This window comes from Pseudomonas sp. FP597, from assembly GCF_030687435.1.
Lineage (GTDB): Bacteria > Pseudomonadota > Gammaproteobacteria > Pseudomonadales > Pseudomonadaceae > Aquipseudomonas > Aquipseudomonas lactucae.
In genome coordinates this window covers 4,742,875-4,759,097 of the sequence record NZ_CP117432.1, presented here as the reverse complement: position 1 = coordinate 4,759,097, position 16,223 = coordinate 4,742,875, and the positions used below count along the sequence as shown (strand labels likewise).

At 59.4% G+C, this 16,223-nt stretch carries 17 protein-coding genes and 1 pseudogene; 4 read left to right on the top strand and 14 right to left on the bottom strand.

The window, feature by feature from the left end; all coding sequences use genetic code 11:
- Positions 1-68 precede the first annotated feature (68 nt).
- From PSH66_RS21680 to ccoN (PSH66_RS21635), 10 genes are all read right to left on the bottom strand, one after another.
- Entirely contained in the window at positions 69-479 is a 411-nt protein-coding gene (locus PSH66_RS21680; protein WP_078825683.1) for a type II toxin-antitoxin system VapC family toxin, read from the bottom strand.
- Positions 479-733 carry a type II toxin-antitoxin system Phd/YefM family antitoxin gene (locus PSH66_RS21675; RefSeq protein ID WP_003175467.1) on the bottom strand — a complete coding sequence of 85 codons (255 nt, stop codon included), beginning with the start codon at positions 731-733 and terminating at the stop codon, positions 479-481. The genes PSH66_RS21680 and PSH66_RS21675 overlap by 1 nt, the downstream gene beginning before the upstream one ends.
- 170 nt (positions 734-903) lie before the next feature.
- Positions 904-1,866 carry a cytochrome-c oxidase, cbb3-type subunit III gene (ccoP, locus tag PSH66_RS21670; protein ID WP_003175466.1) on the bottom strand — a complete coding sequence of 321 codons (963 nt, stop codon included), beginning with the start codon at positions 1,864-1,866 and terminating at the stop codon, positions 904-906.
- On the bottom strand, positions 1,863-2,048 hold the full coding sequence (locus PSH66_RS21665; RefSeq protein ID WP_003175465.1) for a CcoQ/FixQ family Cbb3-type cytochrome c oxidase assembly chaperone: 186 nt from the start codon (positions 2,046-2,048) through the stop codon (positions 1,863-1,865). Before PSH66_RS21665 ends, ccoP (PSH66_RS21670) begins: the two co-directional genes overlap by 4 nt.
- A gap of 6 nt (positions 2,049-2,054) precedes the next feature.
- Positions 2,055-2,663 (bottom strand): cytochrome-c oxidase, cbb3-type subunit II, encoded by a 609-nt coding sequence (gene ccoO / locus PSH66_RS21660; protein WP_003193167.1) that lies wholly within the window; start codon positions 2,661-2,663, stop codon positions 2,055-2,057.
- Complete coding sequence (gene ccoN, locus PSH66_RS21655; RefSeq protein ID WP_305427638.1) at positions 2,663-4,105, bottom strand: cytochrome-c oxidase, cbb3-type subunit I; 1,443 nt, start codon at positions 4,103-4,105, stop codon at positions 2,663-2,665. Before ccoN (PSH66_RS21655) ends, ccoO (PSH66_RS21660) begins: the two co-directional genes overlap by 1 nt.
- A gap of 417 nt (positions 4,106-4,522) precedes the next feature.
- A complete protein-coding gene (ccoP, locus tag PSH66_RS21650) occupies positions 4,523-5,470 on the bottom strand; it encodes a cytochrome-c oxidase, cbb3-type subunit III (RefSeq protein WP_078825681.1) in 948 nt (315 codons plus the stop codon).
- Entirely contained in the window at positions 5,467-5,673 is a 207-nt protein-coding gene (locus tag PSH66_RS21645; RefSeq protein ID WP_003175459.1) for a cbb3-type cytochrome c oxidase subunit 3, read from the bottom strand. Before PSH66_RS21645 ends, ccoP (PSH66_RS21650) begins: the two co-directional genes overlap by 4 nt.
- 3 nt (positions 5,674-5,676) lie before the next feature.
- The gene (ccoO, locus tag PSH66_RS21640) at positions 5,677-6,285 is read right to left on the bottom strand and encodes a cytochrome-c oxidase, cbb3-type subunit II (RefSeq protein ID WP_003175458.1); all 609 of its coding nucleotides are present in this window, start codon (positions 6,283-6,285) and stop codon (positions 5,677-5,679) included.
- A 10-nt stretch (positions 6,286-6,295) separates the two neighbouring features.
- On the bottom strand, positions 6,296-7,720 hold the full coding sequence (gene ccoN, locus PSH66_RS21635; protein WP_078825680.1) for a cytochrome-c oxidase, cbb3-type subunit I: 1,425 nt from the start codon (positions 7,718-7,720) through the stop codon (positions 6,296-6,298).
- Positions 7,721-7,798: 78 nt separating this feature from the next.
- On the opposite strand from ccoN (PSH66_RS21635), the gene PSH66_RS21630 reads away from it, so the two are divergent.
- Positions 7,799-8,491, top strand: a complete 693-nt coding sequence (locus tag PSH66_RS21630) for an alpha/beta family hydrolase (protein ID WP_305427637.1) — start codon at positions 7,799-7,801, stop codon at positions 8,489-8,491.
- A 134-nt stretch (positions 8,492-8,625) separates the two neighbouring features.
- Here PSH66_RS21630 and PSH66_RS21625 read toward each other — a convergent pair whose 3' ends face one another.
- The 4 genes and pseudogenes from PSH66_RS21625 to PSH66_RS21615 all read right to left on the bottom strand — a co-directional run bounded on the left by PSH66_RS21625 (position 8,626) and on the right by PSH66_RS21615 (position 12,713).
- On the bottom strand, positions 8,626-9,093 hold the full coding sequence (locus tag PSH66_RS21625) for a hypothetical protein (RefSeq protein ID WP_305427636.1): 468 nt from the start codon (positions 9,091-9,093) through the stop codon (positions 8,626-8,628).
- A gap of 225 nt (positions 9,094-9,318) precedes the next feature.
- A pseudogene (locus PSH66_RS30240) lies at positions 9,319-9,420 on the bottom strand (maturase); the annotation flags it as partial.
- Positions 9,421-9,644: 224 nt separating this feature from the next.
- Positions 9,645-11,210 carry a PAS domain-containing methyl-accepting chemotaxis protein gene (locus PSH66_RS21620; RefSeq protein ID WP_003175454.1) on the bottom strand — a complete coding sequence of 522 codons (1,566 nt, stop codon included), beginning with the start codon at positions 11,208-11,210 and terminating at the stop codon, positions 9,645-9,647.
- Between the two features lie 99 nt (positions 11,211-11,309).
- Positions 11,310-12,713, bottom strand: coding sequence for an FAD/NAD(P)-binding protein (locus tag PSH66_RS21615; RefSeq protein ID WP_305427635.1), 1,404 nt, complete (start codon positions 12,711-12,713; stop codon positions 11,310-11,312).
- Between the two features lie 641 nt (positions 12,714-13,354).
- On the opposite strand from PSH66_RS21615, the gene PSH66_RS21610 reads away from it, so the two are divergent.
- The 3 genes from PSH66_RS21610 to rfbD are packed head-to-tail and all read left to right on the top strand — an operon-like array spanning position 13,355 to position 16,222.
- Complete coding sequence (locus PSH66_RS21610) at positions 13,355-14,254, top strand: glycosyltransferase family 2 protein (RefSeq protein ID WP_305427634.1); 900 nt, start codon at positions 13,355-13,357, stop codon at positions 14,252-14,254.
- Between the two features lie 4 nt (positions 14,255-14,258).
- The gene (gene rfbB / locus PSH66_RS21605) at positions 14,259-15,329 is read left to right on the top strand and encodes a dTDP-glucose 4,6-dehydratase (RefSeq protein ID WP_003175451.1); all 1,071 of its coding nucleotides are present in this window, start codon (positions 14,259-14,261) and stop codon (positions 15,327-15,329) included.
- Complete coding sequence (gene rfbD, locus PSH66_RS21600; protein WP_305427633.1) at positions 15,326-16,222, top strand: dTDP-4-dehydrorhamnose reductase; 897 nt, start codon at positions 15,326-15,328, stop codon at positions 16,220-16,222. Before rfbB ends, rfbD begins: the two co-directional genes overlap by 4 nt.
- Position 16,223 lies beyond the last annotated feature (1 nt).

Below are 16,223 nucleotides of genomic sequence, written 5' to 3'. Positions count from 1 at the left end.
AATTGATGGTGTACGTGATCTGGATCAATTGACTTGGGAAGTATGGACGGTTTTTGCCGGTAAGCCGGTCATTCGTCCCACGGATTTATCAGTGGAACGCCACTGGATTTGAAATCGCTGACGTTGCGAGTAACAACGGTCAGTCCATGAACCAGAGCAGTCGCAGCAATCAACGCATCGCTTTCATTGGCCTGATCCGGCACATGCAGGTGCGCGCAGCGCAACGCGACTGCTGCATCCACCGGTAGAATTCTGGCATCGAAAGCGGGCATCACATGACGCTTCAGCCAGGTACGTAATACCTTCCCCTGCGCAGGGTCTCGACGCTCCATGCGCAGCACCCCGGTCTCCAGCTCTTTCAACGTAATTGCTGAGATGAACATGCGGGGGGCAATGACGCTTTTGGCCCAGGCGACGACCTTTGCATCAGCCTGGGGTTTACGAAGTTCGGAGATAACATTGGTGTCGAGTAGATACATCAAGAGAGGTCCACGGGGCGATGAGTGATTACGGCGCGCTCGGTTTCGAAGTCGATTTCGGCCGCTTCCGGCATCACCAGCAGGTCAACGATGTCAGCGTTGAGACCTGTCAATTTGTGATAGTCCTCAATGCTTAGCAGTACATGGGCAGGCTTGCCGCGATCAGTGATGAAAACCGGTCCTTGCCGGGCGGCTTTTTTGGCACCGCTTGTGTCTTGATTGAATTCGCGGCTGGAAATGGTCGTGATGGTCATGGGGCCTCCCGCTTATCGGCGTGAATGTAGCTACGTTACTACGGCCCAGTTGCAAGCTTCAAGCGGCAAGCCACAAGTGGTAGAGCGTCGTTTCAATTATCGCTGCATCCTTAACGAAAAAAGCCCCGCCAGCGTTCGCTGTACGGGGCTTTTTTCTTGCAGCTTGCAGCTTATTCTTGCTTCTGCGACAAGCTGTACACATACGCCGCCAGCAAGTGCACCTTGTCGTTGCCCTGCAGTTGTTCCTGCGCCGGCATCTGGCCCTGGCGGCCGTAACGGATGGTCTGCTGCAGTTGCGCGAAGCTGGAGCCGTAGATGAACGCGCCGGGGTGGGTCAGGTCGGGCGCGCCCATGGCGGGTGTGCCTTTGCCGGCGGGGCCGTGGCAGGCCACGCAGTTGGCGGCGAAGAGTTTTTCGCCGTTGGCCACATCGGCCTTGGCGCCTTCCGGCAGTTTGCGGCCGTCGAGCCTGGTCACCACAAAGCCCGCTACGTCAGCCACGCCTTGCTCGCCGATCACTTCGGCCCAGCCTGGCATCACCGCGTGGCGGCCCTTCATGATGGTTTCCTTGATGGTGTTCGCCTCGCCCCCCCAGCGCCAGTCGGCGTCGGTCAGGTTGGGGAAACCATAGGCGCCCTTGGCGTCGGAACCGTGGCACACCGAGCAGTTGGAGGCGAACAGGCGCCCACCCATCTTCAAGGCTTGCGGGTCCTTGGCCACTTCCTCAATCGGCATCGACGCGAATTTGGCGAAGATCGGCCCGAACTTGGCGTCCGACCTGGCCATTTCCTTTTCCCATTCGTGCACGCCGGTCCAGCCGGTCTGGCCGTTGGCGAAGGGGGTTTGCTTGTCGTTGTCGAGGTAGTTGTAGCCCGGCAGCAGGCCTTTCCAGTTGCCCAGGCCGGGGTACAGCACCAGGTAACCGAGGGCGAAGACGATGGTGCCGACGAACAGCATGAACCACCACTTGGGCAGCGGGTTGTCGTACTCCTCGATGCCGTCGAACGAGTGGCCGACGGTCTCGTCGGTTTGCTCGGCACGCTGGCCCTTGCGGGTCGACAGCAGCAGCCAGGTCAGGGCGAAGATGGTACCCAGGCTGAGGACTGTGACGTACAGACTCCAGAACGTAGTCATTCTTTGTTACTCCTAGAAGCTTGCTCGACGTGCTTGATGGCTTCGGGGTCATCCGCAAAGGGCAGCAAGGTCGCGTCTTCAAACTCCGACTTGCGCTTGGGGCTGAACACCCACAACGCCAGGCCGATAAAGGCCACCATCACGACAACGGTGCCCAGGCCACGAATCATCCCGATATCCATGAAGAATCACCGTTTGCTTTTGATGATGGTGCCAAGGCCCTGCAGGTAGGCCACCAATGCGTCCATTTCGGTCTTGCCCTTGACGGCGGCGGCGGCACCGGCGATGTCTTCGTCGGTGTAGGGCACGCCCAGGGTACGCAGGACTTCCATCTTCTTCGCGGTGTCCTTGCCGTCGAGCTTGTTTTCCACGAGGAACGGATACGCCGGCATTTTCGACTCGGGCACCACGTTGCGCGGGTTGTACAAGTGCGCGCGTTGCCAGTCATCGGAGTAACGCCCGCCCACACGCGCAAGGTCCGGGCCGGTGCGTTTGGAACCCCACAGGAACGGGTGGTCCCACACGCTTTCACCGGCGACCGAGTAGTGGCCGTAGCGTTCGGTTTCGGCGCGGAACGGGCGGATCATCTGCGAGTGGCAGCCGACACAACCGTTGGCGATGTAGACGTCGCGGCCTTCCAGTTCAAGGGCGGTGCGCGGCTTCATGCCTTCGACCGGCTTGTTGGTCACATCCTGGAAGAACAGCGGAACGATCTGGGTCAGGCCGCCGATACTCACGGCGATGACCATGAAGAAGGCCAGCAGGCCGATATTCTTTTCGACTACTTCATGCTTCATCAGTGAGCTCCCACGACGGCGATCTGGGCGGCGGCTTCGGCTTGTGCAGGGTCCGAGGCACGCACGGTGCGCCAGACGTTGTAGGCCATGAACAGCATGCCGGCGGCAAAGAACGCACCGCCCAGGGCGCGGACGATGTAGCCCGGGTGGCTGGCTTGCAGCGCTTCGACGAAGGAGTAGGTGAGGGTGCCGTCATCGTTGATTGCACGCCACATCAGGCCCTGGGTGATGCCGTTGACCCACATCGAGGCGATGTAGAGCACGGTGCCGATAGTGGCCAGCCAGAAGTGCGTGTTGATCAGCCCGACGCTGTGCATCTGCGCACGGCCGAACAGTTTGGGGATCATGTGATACAGCGCGCCGATGGAGATCATCGCCACCCAGCCCAGCGCCCCGGCGTGTACGTGGCCGATGGTCCAGTCGGTGTAGTGGGACAGCGAGTTGACGGTCTTGATCGCCATCATCGGCCCTTCGAAGGTCGACATGCCGTAGAACGCCAGCGAAACCACCAAAAAGCGCAGGATCGGGTCGGTGCGCAACTTATGCCAGGCGCCCGAGAGCGTCATCATGCCGTTGATCATGCCGCCCCAACTGGGCGCCAGCAGGATGATCGACATCGCCATGCCCAGGGACTGCGCCCAATCCGGCAGGGCGGTGTAGTGCAAATGGTGCGGACCGGCCCAGATATACAGGGTGATCAGCGCCCAGAAGTGCACGATGGACAGGCGATAGGAGTAAATGGGACGTTCGGCCTGTTTGGGCACGAAGTAGTACATCATCCCCAGGAAACCGGTGGTGAGGAAGAACCCCACGGCGTTGTGGCCGTACCACCACTGGATCATCGCGTCCGTCGCGCCGGCGTAGGCCGAGTAGGACTTGAACAGGCTGACCGGCAACGACGCGTGGTTGACGATGTGCAGCATCGCCGTGACCACGATGAAGGCACCGTAGAACCAGTTGCCCACGTAGATGTGCTTGATCTTGCGCTTGACGATGGTGCCGAAGAACACCGCGCCGTAGGTCACCCAGACAATCGCCAGCAAAATGGCGATCGGCCATTCCAGCTCGGCGTATTCCTTGGTGGTGGTGTAGCCCAGCGGCAGGCTGACGATGGCGCCGACGATGACCGCCTGCCAACCCCAGAAGGTAAAGGCGGCGAGGCCGTCGGAGATCAGTCGCGTCTGGCAGGTGCGCTGCACGACATAGTAGGAAGTGGCAAACAGTGCGCATCCGCCGAAGGCGAAAATCACCAGGTTGGTGTGCAGTGGGCGCAGACGGCCGAAGGTCGTCCAGGGCAAGTCGAAATTCAATTCCGGCCAGACCAGTTGCGAGGCGATGAACACCCCGAGCCCCATGCCAAGGATCCCCCAGACCACCGTCATGATGGCGAACTGGCGGACTACCTTATAGTTATAAGCAGTCGGACTGATTGCTGTGCTCATTCTAAGGTTCCACGGTTTAGGTTTTTTTATAGGTAAAATCGGCCGCAAGTATGTAGAAAGCGAGGGGTCATTGCAACGCAATGGCTGACCTGGATCAATGCGTTCCACGCCAGATTCTGCGCCCTTTCCATGTTTGGCGTAAGGACAAATCCGAAATGGAAAGCTGATCGATTGGACAGGAAAATTGCAGGGGCACAACGGGTGTCGTTGGGTACGCCGCAATCGCTCCGCTTGAAAGCAAGCGTAGACCCGAATGGCAGGAGGGGAAAGGTGTGCTTTGGAAGGGTGTGACACTTGGTCACACGGCTCGGTCACTGTGGCGAGGGAGCTTGCTCCCGCTGGAGTGCGAAGCGCTCCCACGATTCTGGGGCCGCTTCGCAGCCCAGCGCGAGCAAGCTCCCTCGCCACAAGTAACAGTTATTGAGGTTGGCTTTCTGGCGTTGCGCCATTGGCGTTATGGGACAGGCTATACACGTAAGCCGCCAGCAGGTGCACCTTGTCATTGCCTTGCAGCACTTCCTGCGCCGGCATCTGGCCTTGACGGCCGTGGCGGATAGTCTGCTGCAACTGCGCCAGGCTGGTGCCGTAGATGAAACCGGCGGGCTCGGTCAGGTTCGGCGCGCCCATGGCTTCGGTACCGTGGCCTTGCGCGCCGTGGCAGGCTACGCAGGTGGTGTTGAACGCCGCTTGACCGGCGGCCAGGTCGGCGGTGCTGTCGGCCGGCAACGGCAACTTGGCCAGGTCGTGGCGTACATAGGCGGCGACGTTCTTCACACCGTCTTCGCCCAGGACTTCACCCCAGGCCGGCATCGCCGCGTGGCGACCGTTGAGGATGGTGGTCTTGATCGCTTCGGCCGAACCGCCCCAGCGCCAGAGGTTATCCGCCAGGTTAGGGAAACCGTACGCGCCCTTGGCGTCCGAGCCGTGGCACACCGCGCAGTTGGAGGCGAACAGGCGACCGCCCATTTTCAGCGCTTGCGGGTCCTTGGCCACTTCTTCCACCGGCATGGCCGAGAATTTGGCGAAGATCGGTCCGAACTTGGTGTCGGCCTTGGCCATTTCCTTTTCCCATTCCTTGGCCGACGTCCAACCGTCCTCGTAGCCCGGCAACACCCCTTTCCAGTTGCCCAGGCCCGGGTAGAGGATCAGGTAGCCGACCGCGAACACCAGGGTGCCGGCGAATAGCATGAACCACCACTGAGGCAGCGGGTTGTCGTATTCCTCGATACCGTCGAACGCGTGCCCCATGGTCTGGTCGACGCTGCCCTTGGTTTCGCCCTTGCGGGTGCCGATCAACAGCCAGGTCAGGCCGATCAGGCTGCCGAGGGTCAGTACGCAGATCCATGTACTCCAAAATAGGGTCATGGCCGAGTGCTCCTTATTGCAGGCTCTTCTTGAGCGTCGGATGGGGTGGCGGTGGGTTCATCGGCAAACGGCAGCAGGCGTGCCTGCTCGAATTCCGCATTGCGCCGGTTGTTGAACACCCACAGCGACAGGCCGATAAAGGCGATGGCGACGACCAGCGTGCCAAGGCCGCGGATGGTGCCCGCATCGAATTCAAATCCCATGGCTCACCTCTTGCTCTTGATGGCGGTGCCGAGCACTTGCAGGTACGAAACCAGCGCGTCCATCTCGGTCTTGCCCTTGAGGCTGGCGACGGCGCCACTGATGTCATCGTCGGTGTACGGCACGCCGAGGGTGCGCATCACCTTCAACTTGGTCTCGGTGTGGCTGTTGTCGACCTGAGCCGTGACCAGCCACGGATAGGCCGGCATTTTCGACTCCGGTACCACGTTGCGCGGGTTGTACAAGTGCGCGCGGTGCCAGTCGTCCGAGTAGCGTGCGCCGACGCGGGCCAGGTCCGGCCCGGTACGCTTGGAACCCCACAGGAACGGGTGGTCCCACACGCTTTCGCCGGCGACCGAGTAGTGGCCGTAGCGCTCGGTTTCGGCGCGGAACGGGCGGATCATCTGCGAGTGGCACTGCACGCACCCTTCGCGGATGTAGATGTCGCGGCCTTCCAGTTGCAGCGCGGTGTAGGGCTTCATGCCTTCGACCGGCTTGTTGGTGACGTCCTGGAAGAACAGCGGGACGATCTGGGTCAGGCCGCCGATACTCACGGCGAGCACCATCAGCAGCATCAGCAGGCCGACGTTCTTTTCAATCGTTTCGTGTTTCATCACAGACTCCTCAGGCCAGCTGCGTGGCGGTGGCGGCTTCGACAGGCTGCGCCGAACGCACGGTGCGCCAGGTGTTGTAGGCCATCAGCAGCATGCCGCTGAGGAACACCGCACCGCCCACCAGCCGCACGATGAAGCCTGGGTGGCTGGCCACCAGGGTTTCGACGAAGGAGTAGGTGAGGGTGCCGTCATCGTTGATCGCACGCCACATCAGGCCCTGGGCGATGCCGTTGACCCACATCGAAGCGATGTAGAGCACGGTGCCGATCGTGGCCAGCCAGAAGTGCGCGTTGATCAGGCCGATGCTGTGCATCTGCTCGCGGCCGAAGATTTTCGGAATCATGTGGTACAGCGCACCGATGGAGATCATCGCCACCCAGCCCAGCGCCCCGGCGTGTACGTGGCCGATGGTCCAGTCGGTGTAATGGGACAGCGAGTTGACGGTCTTGATCGCCATCATCGGCCCTTCGAAGGTCGACATGCCGTAGAACGCCAGGGACACGACGAGGAAGCGCAGGATCGGGTCGCTGCGCAACTTATGCCAGGCGCCCGAGAGGGTCATCATGCCGTTGATCATGCCGCCCCAGCTCGGTGCCAGCAGGACCAAAGACATCACCATGCCCAGCGACTGTGCCCAGTCCGGTAGCGCGGTGTAGTGCAAGTGGTGAGGGCCGGCCCAGATGTACAGGGTGATCAGTGCCCAGAAGTGCACGATGGACAAGCGATAGGAATACACCGGACGCTCGGCCTGCTTGGGCACGAAGTAGTACATCATCCCCAGGAAGCCGGCGGTGAGGAAAAAGCCTACCGCGTTGTGCCCATACCACCACTGCACCATGGCATCCGTCGCACCGCCGTACAGCGAGTAGGACTTGGTCAGGCTGACCGGGATTTCCAGGTTGTTGACGATATGCAGGATCGCCACGGTGATGATGAACCCACCGAAGAACCAGTTACCGACGTAGATATGCTTGGTGTTGCGCTTCATCACCGTGCCGAAGAACACAATGGCGTAGGCCACCCAGACAATGGTGATCAGGATGTCGATCGGCCATTCCAGCTCGGCGTATTCCTTGGAGCTGGTGTAGCCCAGCGGCAAGGTGATCGCGGCTAGGAGGATGACCAACTGCCAGCCCCAGAAGCAGAACGCGGCGATTTTCGGCGCGAACAGCTGAGTCTGGCAGGTGCGTTGCACCGAGTAGAACGAGCTGGCGAACAGTGCGCAGCCGCCGAAGGCGAAGATCACCGCGTTGGTGTGCAGCGGGCGCAAGCGGCCGAAGCTGGTCCAGGGCAAATCGAAGTTGAGCGCAGGCCAGACCAATTGGGCGGCGAGAAAAACCCCGAGCCCCATGCCGACGATGCCCCACACCACCGTCATAATGGCGAATTGGCGGACCACCTTGTAGTTATAGGCGGTACTTAAAGTAGTGTTCATGGTTCCCCATCCACGGTTCAACCCAAGCAAAGCGGCACTTGGGCTGGAGTTATAGGCAGACTGAATAGCGAGGCAAGCATGGGCAAAGAGCACAAGGCCAGTATTGACGGGGATCAATGGGCGCGGTGTGCGCGCGAACACGGCTGGTTGTGGGACGCCGCCTCGGACGCGGCTGCGGATGCGCCACCAACGCTGATCCTGGCCCATGGCGCCGGTGCGCCGATGGACTCGGCGTTCATGAACGACATGGCCGCACGCCTTGCCGCACACGGCGTGAACGTATTGCGCTTCGAGTTTCCCTACATGGCCCAGCGCCGGCTGGACGGCGGCAAACGCCCGCCGAACCCGGCGCCGAAACTGCTGGAGGCCTGGCGTGAGGTGTATGCCGAGGTGCGGCGCCATGTCGCTGGGAAACTGGCCATTGGCGGCAAGTCCATGGGCGGGCGCATGGCCAGTTTATTGGCTGATGAAGTGGGGGCTGATGGGCTGGTGTGCCTGGGATACCCGTTTTATGCGGTGGGCAAGCCCGAGAAACCAAGGGTCGAGCATTTGGCCCGGCTGAAAACGCCGACGCTGATCGTGCAGGGCGAGCGCGATGCCCTGGGGAACCGGGCGGCGGTGGAGGGGTATGACTTATCGCCGAGCATCGAAGTGATGTGGCTGGTGGCGGGGGATCATGATTTGAAGCCGTTGAAGGCTTCCGGGTTTGGCCATGAGCAGCATCTGGAGGCGGCGGCGGTGCAAGTTGCTGGATTTCTGGGCGCCGGTTAGGGCCTCATCGGGAGCAAGCCCCCTCCCACATTTGACTGTGTTCACAAATGTGGGAGGGGGCTGCTACTGTCAAAGTGTCCACTTTTCTAAGGTGACACTTTGATGGTCGTAGCCAGGCGGGTACAAACGCGCTTTCATGTGGACAGGTACAGGGTAAAGGAGCCAGCAGGCTGAATGCGGTAGCCATGGCTCTTGAAGTGTGCGTTGAACTTACCCTGGGCCGCTCCCTTAACGAGATCAATAGTGATGATAAGTTCGGCGCTGTCGGCGTTGACGGTGCGATAGCCGATAAAGCCCGGAGGGGCTCCGATGCTATGGACGTGCCTGAAAGACAAGCCGTTTTCTAATGTAAATTCTTTGTCTTTGGGTGGTTCGCCTATGTCGGGAATAGACATTAAAAATTGAAAATAGTCTGGGCTGTCAGGTTCGTTTACTGACCCTGAGAATACCCAGGATTCCTCACCCGTCGGCATGTATACGTTATGGAAGAATCTTGAATAGTCGGCTTCCGTTTGCGGATTATCACCAAATTTCCATCGGAAGGTGTTCTTCGGATTATTGATACGTGTTTTTTGCGGAATAAAAATGTCTTGTGCACTCATGGCGAAAATCCTTCTCAGGTCAAGCCCGCTTGGGATAAATCAATGGAGGACGCCTTGACGTTTTAATCTATACGTAAAAACCTATCTACTGTCAGAAGTACCAGTAGACATTCTCTGATTATCTATCTTGGTAATGCCCGGTATGCGATGGCGGATCGAGTAGGAGGCGGCTTCACAACCGCCGTCCTCTCACACCACCGTACGTACGGTTCCGTATACGGCGGTTCAGATTATGCGGATAAGCCGGCTGATCGTATCCAGTACTGAGACCAATCCGAGCTGATTCCACAGTTTCTTCGGCAGCGCCTGGTTCATATGCGACGCTCCCCTCTTCGCTGAACGTGGGATCAGTCACCAGCCTTTCGAGCGTTAAGCCACGCTCGGGATTTCTCTCGTGGCATATCTGGAGTGCGGCTATGGCGGTGACCGCGACTTTTTCTTCGTTTTTCGGTTGAGCGGCGTCTGAGTAGGGTTTTGCAAAAGCTTTGCAAATCGCGGGCAATAAAAATCCTCGATGTCTATCGAGGATTTTTTGTTCTACGTAGATCGGTTCAGCGGTTAAAACGCTCCACCAGCGAGTACTGGCTATTGGCCGTATGCGTCAGCTCTTCACTCAGCTGCGCCGAGTTCAGCGCCTGCTCCGAGGTCTGATCCGCCAACAGCGCAATGGTGCTGATATTGCGGCTGATCTCCTCGGCCACCGAGCTTTGCTCCTCGGTCGCGGCCGCGATCTGGGTGGTCATGTCGGTGATATGCGCCACCGCTTCGCTGATCCCCACCAGCGCCTGGTCCGCTTCCATCACCCGCGCCACGCCTTCCTCGGCCTGGCGATGCCCGGCGTCCATGGTCTGCACGGCGGCGGCGGCGGTTTGCTGCAGCTTGGCGATCAGGGCATGGATCTGCCCGGTCGATTCGGCCGTGCGCTGCGCCAGTTGGCGAACCTCGTCAGCCACCACCGCAAAGCCACGGCCCATCTCACCGGCACGCGCCGCTTCGATGGCCGCGTTCAACGCCAGCAGGTTGGTCTGGTCGGCAATGCCCTTGATCACATCGACCACGCCGCCGATCTCATCGCTGTCCTTGGCCAACTGAGTCACGGTCACGCCCGTCTCCCCAACCGCCACCGACAAACGCTGAATCGCCTCGCGGGTTTCCCCGGCGATATCACGACCGCGGCCGGTCAGGCGATTGGCCTCCTGGGTCGCATCGGCGGTGCGCTGCACATGGCTGGCCACTTCCTGGGTAGTGGCCGCCATCTGATTGACCGCCGTGGCCACCTGCTCGGTTTCGACGCGCTGGCGTTCCAGGCCGCTGGAACTGTTGTGCGCCAGGGTGTTGGACTGCGCTGCCTGGTCGTTGAGATGCTCGGCCGTGTCCTGCAAGCGCGTAAGGCAAGTCTTCAGACGCGCCTCCTGGCTGAGAATCGACATCTCCAGGCGCGCCTGGGCGCCACGGCTGTCGGTGTACATCTGCGCGATCAACGGGTCGGACGTGGTCTGCTCCGCCAGGCGCAGCAGGCGCTTGAGTCCACGCTGCTGCCAGCTCAGGCCCAGCAGGCCCAACGGCACCGACAACCCCGCCGCCAGGGCAAAACCCCAGTGGGAATTGAACGACGCGCCGATCATGAAACTCACCTGGCTGATCAGGATAAACGGCACCCAGTCCTGCAACACCGGCAGCCACTTGTCCCGCTGGGGAACGGCCGACTTGCCCTGGTTGATGCGTTGATAGAGCGCCTCGGCCCGGCGGATCTGCTCGCTGGTGGGCTTGACGCGCACCGATTCGTAGCCGACCACCTGATTGCCGTCGAAGACCGGCGTCACATAGGCGTTAACCCAATAGTGATCGCCCGTCTTGCAGCGGTTCTTGACAATGCCCATCCATGGCAAGCCTTGTTTGAGCGTGGACCACATATGCCCGAACACCGCCGCCGGCACATCCGGGTGACGCACCAGGTTGTGCGGCGCGCGCAGCAGTTCTTCGCGGGAAAACCCACTGATCTCGACAAACGCGTCGTTGCAGTAAGTGATCACGCCTTTGGCGTCGGTGGTGGAGATCAACCGTTGCTGAGCGGGGAAGGTACGTTCGCGCTGGGTAACGGGCTGGTTATTACGCATGATTGTTCAATCCGCAAGGCTTTCAGGGGGTATCGGCCGGAGGCGGGGGTTATTTAACTTATTTTTGCAATAATCCGCCGGCCGATATCAGGGGGCGACCTAGCCTTGAGCGAGTGTTATGGCCAGTGTTTGAGCCATGCGTTTCACGTACTCGCGCAGTTCAGGTACCGCAGTGGCTTCCCAGTCACGCGCCTGGAGGAAGGGGCCTACGTAATATAGCCAGTCTGACGGCACTGCATTGCAATCGAGCAGCGCGCCCGACGGTGCGATATCCATCCCTGTTCCGAGCGCGTCAGGTACCAACAGGCCGTCTGCGCGCAGGGATTTGAGCAGAGGGTCGTCCAACTGGTGAAGGTCCAGCGCGGGCGTCGTGCAATTGATCACCGCTTTGACCGTCAGACGGTCCTCGGTGCTTGCGCCACGACGACGTACGTAAACGCTAATGTTGTGGGGGGTGGGCTCGTAACGGACGATACGTCCGGCCATGAGTTGCAGTCCGCCACTTTCAAGCTCTTCGTGCAGGCGCGCTCCCGGTTGCGGCGCACAGCGATGGCGGTGGGCATCCCAATAAGGGCGTACATGCCGCAGAAATCGCCGGCGTTCATCAAGCGGTAAGGCGTGCCACAATTGTTGGGTGGCGGACCTCAGGCCACCGATGATGTCGCGCCAGTCTCCTCCGGTTTGCGCGTGCTGCCGGACCGCATCACGAACCGCGCGTACGTAGTGGCGCACAGTGCAACGGGTCAACATGTGGTCGGACAACCCCTCATCGTAAGCAGGGTGTGCGCTCAACTCGCGGTGGGGCTGTGGAAGAAGGCCTCGGCGTGAGACTGCCTGGATAGTGCCGGTGTGCCCTCGGTCACGTAAGTCGAGTACCACGTCCAGCATCGTGAGCCCGCTGCCTATAAGGAAGACCGGGTCATTGGCCTCGATAGCATCGAGCGCGCCGGGTTGCCATGGGTCGTGCACATAGCCTGGGTTCTCGTAGAACTGTCGATGTTCTGCTGCAATCGAAGGCTCTTGGCGTGCACAACTGCCAATGCTTAAAACGACATTGTCGGCCTGAAAGTGTTCGCCGTTTTCCAGATAGAGAGAGGCGCCCCTTGCATTGGGCAGGGGCACTACCTTGACGACTTCCCCAATAATTGTCTGCACTTCACAACCGGTTGCAACAGTGTTGGATGCTTCATGAAGCAGCGCTTCCAAGTAATCGCCGTAGATGCGCCGCTCAACAAACGAGCCCGGCGTGGCGGTTGGGATTTTACGTTTTACGTAAGCATAAAAGCTGTCGTCTTCACCGGTCAGGGCATCCATTCTGGCTGCCGGTACATTGAGCACATGTGCGCGGGCCTGGGTGCTGTAGGCGACCCCCCGAGCCATGCTGCCTGGTCGGTTGATCAGCAGGATCTTGAGGGGTGTGACCGGTGGGTGGCGCAACAAATGCACTGCCAGCGTTGAGCCGCAGAAGCCTGTGCCGATGATCGCGAGGGTCTTGGTATTCATTACAGCTCCATGTTCAACGCTGCTCATATTTTCATTTGACAAAGTGGTTCACTTACTCTTTTGGAGTTGGTGACGATAAGTGTTGGGTCGGTTCGACCGAGCGTTGGGTAGGCGCGGGATAATGAAGTAGGCCGGGTTTCTCATCCACTACGCAACTGCGGCTATTGAGCGTTCGTTGATGCAGGTCAGTCTGTATTCATGGCTGAAGTTGTCAAAGTATTCTAACTGAATATGAGTTGAACTTTTCATGGTTGGATTAGTCTCGCTGGCGGTACACCCATTCGGATGTTGCTTTTCGCACACAGTCGCATTGTTTGGTGGCGATGGCGCTTGAACAGGATCGCACCCGGATTCTGGCGCTGTGCCTGGATTTTTGCTGGCAGACCGTCTGGAATGCAGTTTTCATCGCTGCAACAGCTGGCCGTAGAGGCTTTTAAGGGCTGAGGGCGAACGACGGTTGGTCACGGGTGAGATTGTACTTACAGACCAATACTGTAATAATTCGCACATTATCGTGGTCCATGTCCTACCTTCCCGTAGGACGTAGTTAGCTCGCAAGGGATATTGTGCCTATTTCCGCATCGTGTAGTTTCCCCAGCGCTCTGTCGGACGATGCTCGCCCTGCAAAAGTCGCGATTTTGATGTGTTCGTACAACGGCGAAACGTTCGTTGCGGAGCAGCTCGACTCCATTGAGCGGCAGAACCACCACGACTGGACATTAGTTGTCTCGGATGATGGCTCCAAAGATGGCACTTTGGCGATTTTTAACCAGTACGCTGATCGTTGGGGCAGCGACCGGCTGAGCGTCGTGTCCGGACCGCAAAAAGGCTTCGTGGCCAATTTCCTCTCGCTGACGTGCCGTACTGATATCCAGGCGGATTATTTTGCATGGTGCGATCAGGACGATATCTGGGATGACGAGAAGCTGCAGGTGGCCGTCGACTGGCTGCGCAGTCAGCCCTCGGACGTACCTGCCCTGTATTGCGGGCGCACGCGCTTGGTCAGTGATGCGGGTGTTGCGTTCGGTTTCTCTCCGCTTTTCTCCCTGCCTCCGCACTTCTCCAACGCTCTTGTTCAGAGCATTGCGGGCGGCAATACCATGGTTTTCAACCAGGCTGCGCGGGAGCTGATCACCGAGGCGGGTGCGGATGTCGTTGTCCCTTCGCATGATTGGTGGGCCTATCAGCTCGTCACGGGAGCGGGCGGGGTCGTTCACTACGACCCTGTGCCTAGAATGCAATACCGCCAGCATGATGAAAATTTGATTGGCAGCAATTCCGGCTGGGCAGCGCGCCTGGCTCGGGTATGGATGATTTTTCAAGGACGTTTTTACGAGTGGAACGATCAGAATATTCGTGCGCTCGAAGCCATGCAGCATCGTCTTTGCAAAGAGCATCAAACGACCCTCGCGCGCTTCAAGCGTGCGCGAAGTCAAACATTATTTAGACGAGTGCGGGGGTTCCGGTCGGCTGGTTTATACCGGCAGACGTTGATGGGAAATCTCGGGCTAATTCTTGCAACACTACTGAAAAAGATCTGACTCAATGACTATCTTAGTAACCGGCGGTGCTGGCTTTATTGGTGCAAACTTTGTACTGGACTGGGTTGCCCAGGCGGATGAACCGGTCATTAATCTGGATAAGCTGACGTACGCCGGCAATCTGGAGAACCTCAGCTCGCTCGAGGGCAACAAGCGCCACATATTCGTGCAGGGCGATATCGCCGATACGCAACTGGTCCAGCGCTTGCTCGCTGAACACCAGCCGCGCGCGATCTTGAACTTCGCCGCCGAGTCGCACGTTGATCGTTCTATCCACGGCCCGGAAGATTTCATCGAGACCAATGTCGTCGGTACCTTTCGTCTGCTGGAAGCGGTGCGCGCCTACTGGAAGGCGCTGGATAGCGATGCGCAGCAAGCCTTCCGCTTCCTGCACGTTTCGACTGACGAGGTCTATGGCTCCCTGGCCAAGGACGATCCGGCATTTACCGAAACCCACCAGTACGAGCCCAACAGCCCCTACTCGGCGAGCAAGGCGGCCAGTGATCACTTGGTGCGTGCCTACCACCACACCTATGGTCTGCCGGTACTGACCACCAACTGCTCGAACAACTATGGTCCATTCCATTTCCCGGAAAAACTGATTCCGTTGATGATCGTCAACGCGTTGGCAGGCAAAGCATTGCCGGTGTATGGCGACGGTCAGCAAATTCGTGACTGGCTGTACGTAAAAGACCATTGCAGCGCCATCCGCCGTGTACTGGAAGCAGGTACCGTGGGCGAGGTCTATAACGTGGGCGGCTGGAATGAAAAGCCGAACCTGGACATCGTCCACACCGTTTGCGCCCTGCTCGATGAGCTGCGCCCGCAAGCCGACGGCAAGCCGTACAGCGATCAGATCGCTTACGTAACGGATCGCCCAGGCCATGACCGCCGCTACGCCATCGATGCACGCAAACTGGAGCGTGAGTTGGGCTGGAAACCGGCCGAGACCTTCGAGACCGGTATTCGCAAGACTGTGGAGTGGTACTTGGATAATCAGGATTGGGTGAGCAATATCCAATCGGGTTCGTACCGCGAATGGGTAGAAAAAAACTACGCCGAGCGCTCGGCATGAAGATCCTTCTACTTGGCAAAAATGGCCAGGTAGGGTGGGAATTACAACGCAGCCTGGCCCCATTGGGCCAGGTGCTTGCGTTGGATTCGAAAAGCCAGGACTACTGCGGCGATCTGAATGACCTGCAAGGCCTGGCCGCCACTGTGCAGCGGTTTGCGCCCGACGTCATCGTCAACGCAGCCGCATACACCGCCGTCGATAAAGCCGAAAGCGAGCCCTCCCAAGCGCTGCGTGTCAACGCAGAAGCCCCGGCGGTACTGGCGGCAGAAGCGCTCAAGCTCAATGCACTGCTCGTGCACTATTCGACGGACTACGTGTTTGCGGGCGATGGCGATACGCCTTGGCAGGAAACTGATCCGGTGGGGCCGCTGAGCGTCTACGGCACGACCAAGCTGCAAGGCGAGCAAGCCATTCAGGCCAGCGGTTGCGCGCATCTGATCTTTCGCACCAGCTGGGTGTACGCCGCGCGTGGCAACAACTTCGCCAAGACCATGCTGCGTCTGGCCAGGGAGCGCGACAGCCTCAACGTGATTGACGATCAGTTCGGCACGCCGACTGGCGCGGATCTGCTGGCCGACATCACCGCCCATGCGATTCGTTCACTGCACTTGAACCCGCAATTGAGCGGGGTCTATCACCTCGCGGCCGCGGGGGAGACCACCTGGCATCGCTACGCTCGTTTCGTCCTCGAACAGGCGCAAGCAGCTGGCGTGCAGCTTTCGGTGACGCCTGCGAACGTGGGTGCAATTACCACCGCAGCCTACCCGACGCCCGCCAAGCGCCCCGGCAACTCCCGACTAAACACTCAAAAACTGCAGAATGCCTTCTCACTGCGCCTGCCTGAATGGCAGGACGGCGTGGCACGGATGCTCATAGAAATTCTAGAGAAATGAA

Coding starts and splice junctions, on each gene's coding strand:
- PSH66_RS21665 (WP_003175465.1), bottom strand. CDS start 2,048: ATGGATATCGGGATGATTCGTGGCCTGGGCACCGTTGTCGTGATGGTG.
- ccoN (WP_305427638.1), bottom strand. CDS start 4,105: ATGAGCACAGCAATCAGTCCGACTGCTTATAACTATAAGGTAGTCCGC.
- PSH66_RS21630 (WP_305427637.1), top strand. CDS start 7,799: ATGGGCAAAGAGCACAAGGCCAGTATTGACGGGGATCAATGGGCGCGG.
- ccoO (WP_003193167.1), bottom strand. CDS start 2,663: ATGAAGCATGAAGTAGTCGAAAAGAATATCGGCCTGCTGGCCTTCTTC.
- PSH66_RS21620 (WP_003175454.1), bottom strand. CDS start 11,210: ATGCGTAATAACCAGCCCGTTACCCAGCGCGAACGTACCTTCCCCGCT.
- PSH66_RS21680 (WP_078825683.1), bottom strand. CDS start 479: ATGTATCTACTCGACACCAATGTTATCTCCGAACTTCGTAAACCCCAG.
- PSH66_RS21610 (WP_305427634.1), top strand. CDS start 13,355: ATGTGTTCGTACAACGGCGAAACGTTCGTTGCGGAGCAGCTCGACTCC.
- ccoO (WP_003175458.1), bottom strand. CDS start 6,285: ATGAAACACGAAACGATTGAAAAGAACGTCGGCCTGCTGATGCTGCTG.
- ccoP (WP_003175466.1), bottom strand. CDS start 1,866: ATGACTACGTTCTGGAGTCTGTACGTCACAGTCCTCAGCCTGGGTACC.
- PSH66_RS21675 (WP_003175467.1), bottom strand. CDS start 733: ATGACCATCACGACCATTTCCAGCCGCGAATTCAATCAAGACACAAGC.
- rfbB (WP_003175451.1), top strand. CDS start 14,259: ATGACTATCTTAGTAACCGGCGGTGCTGGCTTTATTGGTGCAAACTTT.
- ccoP (WP_078825681.1), bottom strand. CDS start 5,470: ATGACCCTATTTTGGAGTACATGGATCTGCGTACTGACCCTCGGCAGC.
- PSH66_RS21625 (WP_305427636.1), bottom strand. CDS start 9,093: ATGAGTGCACAAGACATTTTTATTCCGCAAAAAACACGTATCAATAAT.
- PSH66_RS21645 (WP_003175459.1), bottom strand. CDS start 5,673: ATGGGATTTGAATTCGATGCGGGCACCATCCGCGGCCTTGGCACGCTG.
- PSH66_RS21615 (WP_305427635.1), bottom strand. CDS start 12,713: ATGAATACCAAGACCCTCGCGATCATCGGCACAGGCTTCTGCGGCTCA.
- rfbD (WP_305427633.1), top strand. CDS start 15,326: ATGAAGATCCTTCTACTTGGCAAAAATGGCCAGGTAGGGTGGGAATTA.
- ccoN (WP_078825680.1), bottom strand. CDS start 7,720: ATGAACACTACTTTAAGTACCGCCTATAACTACAAGGTGGTCCGCCAA.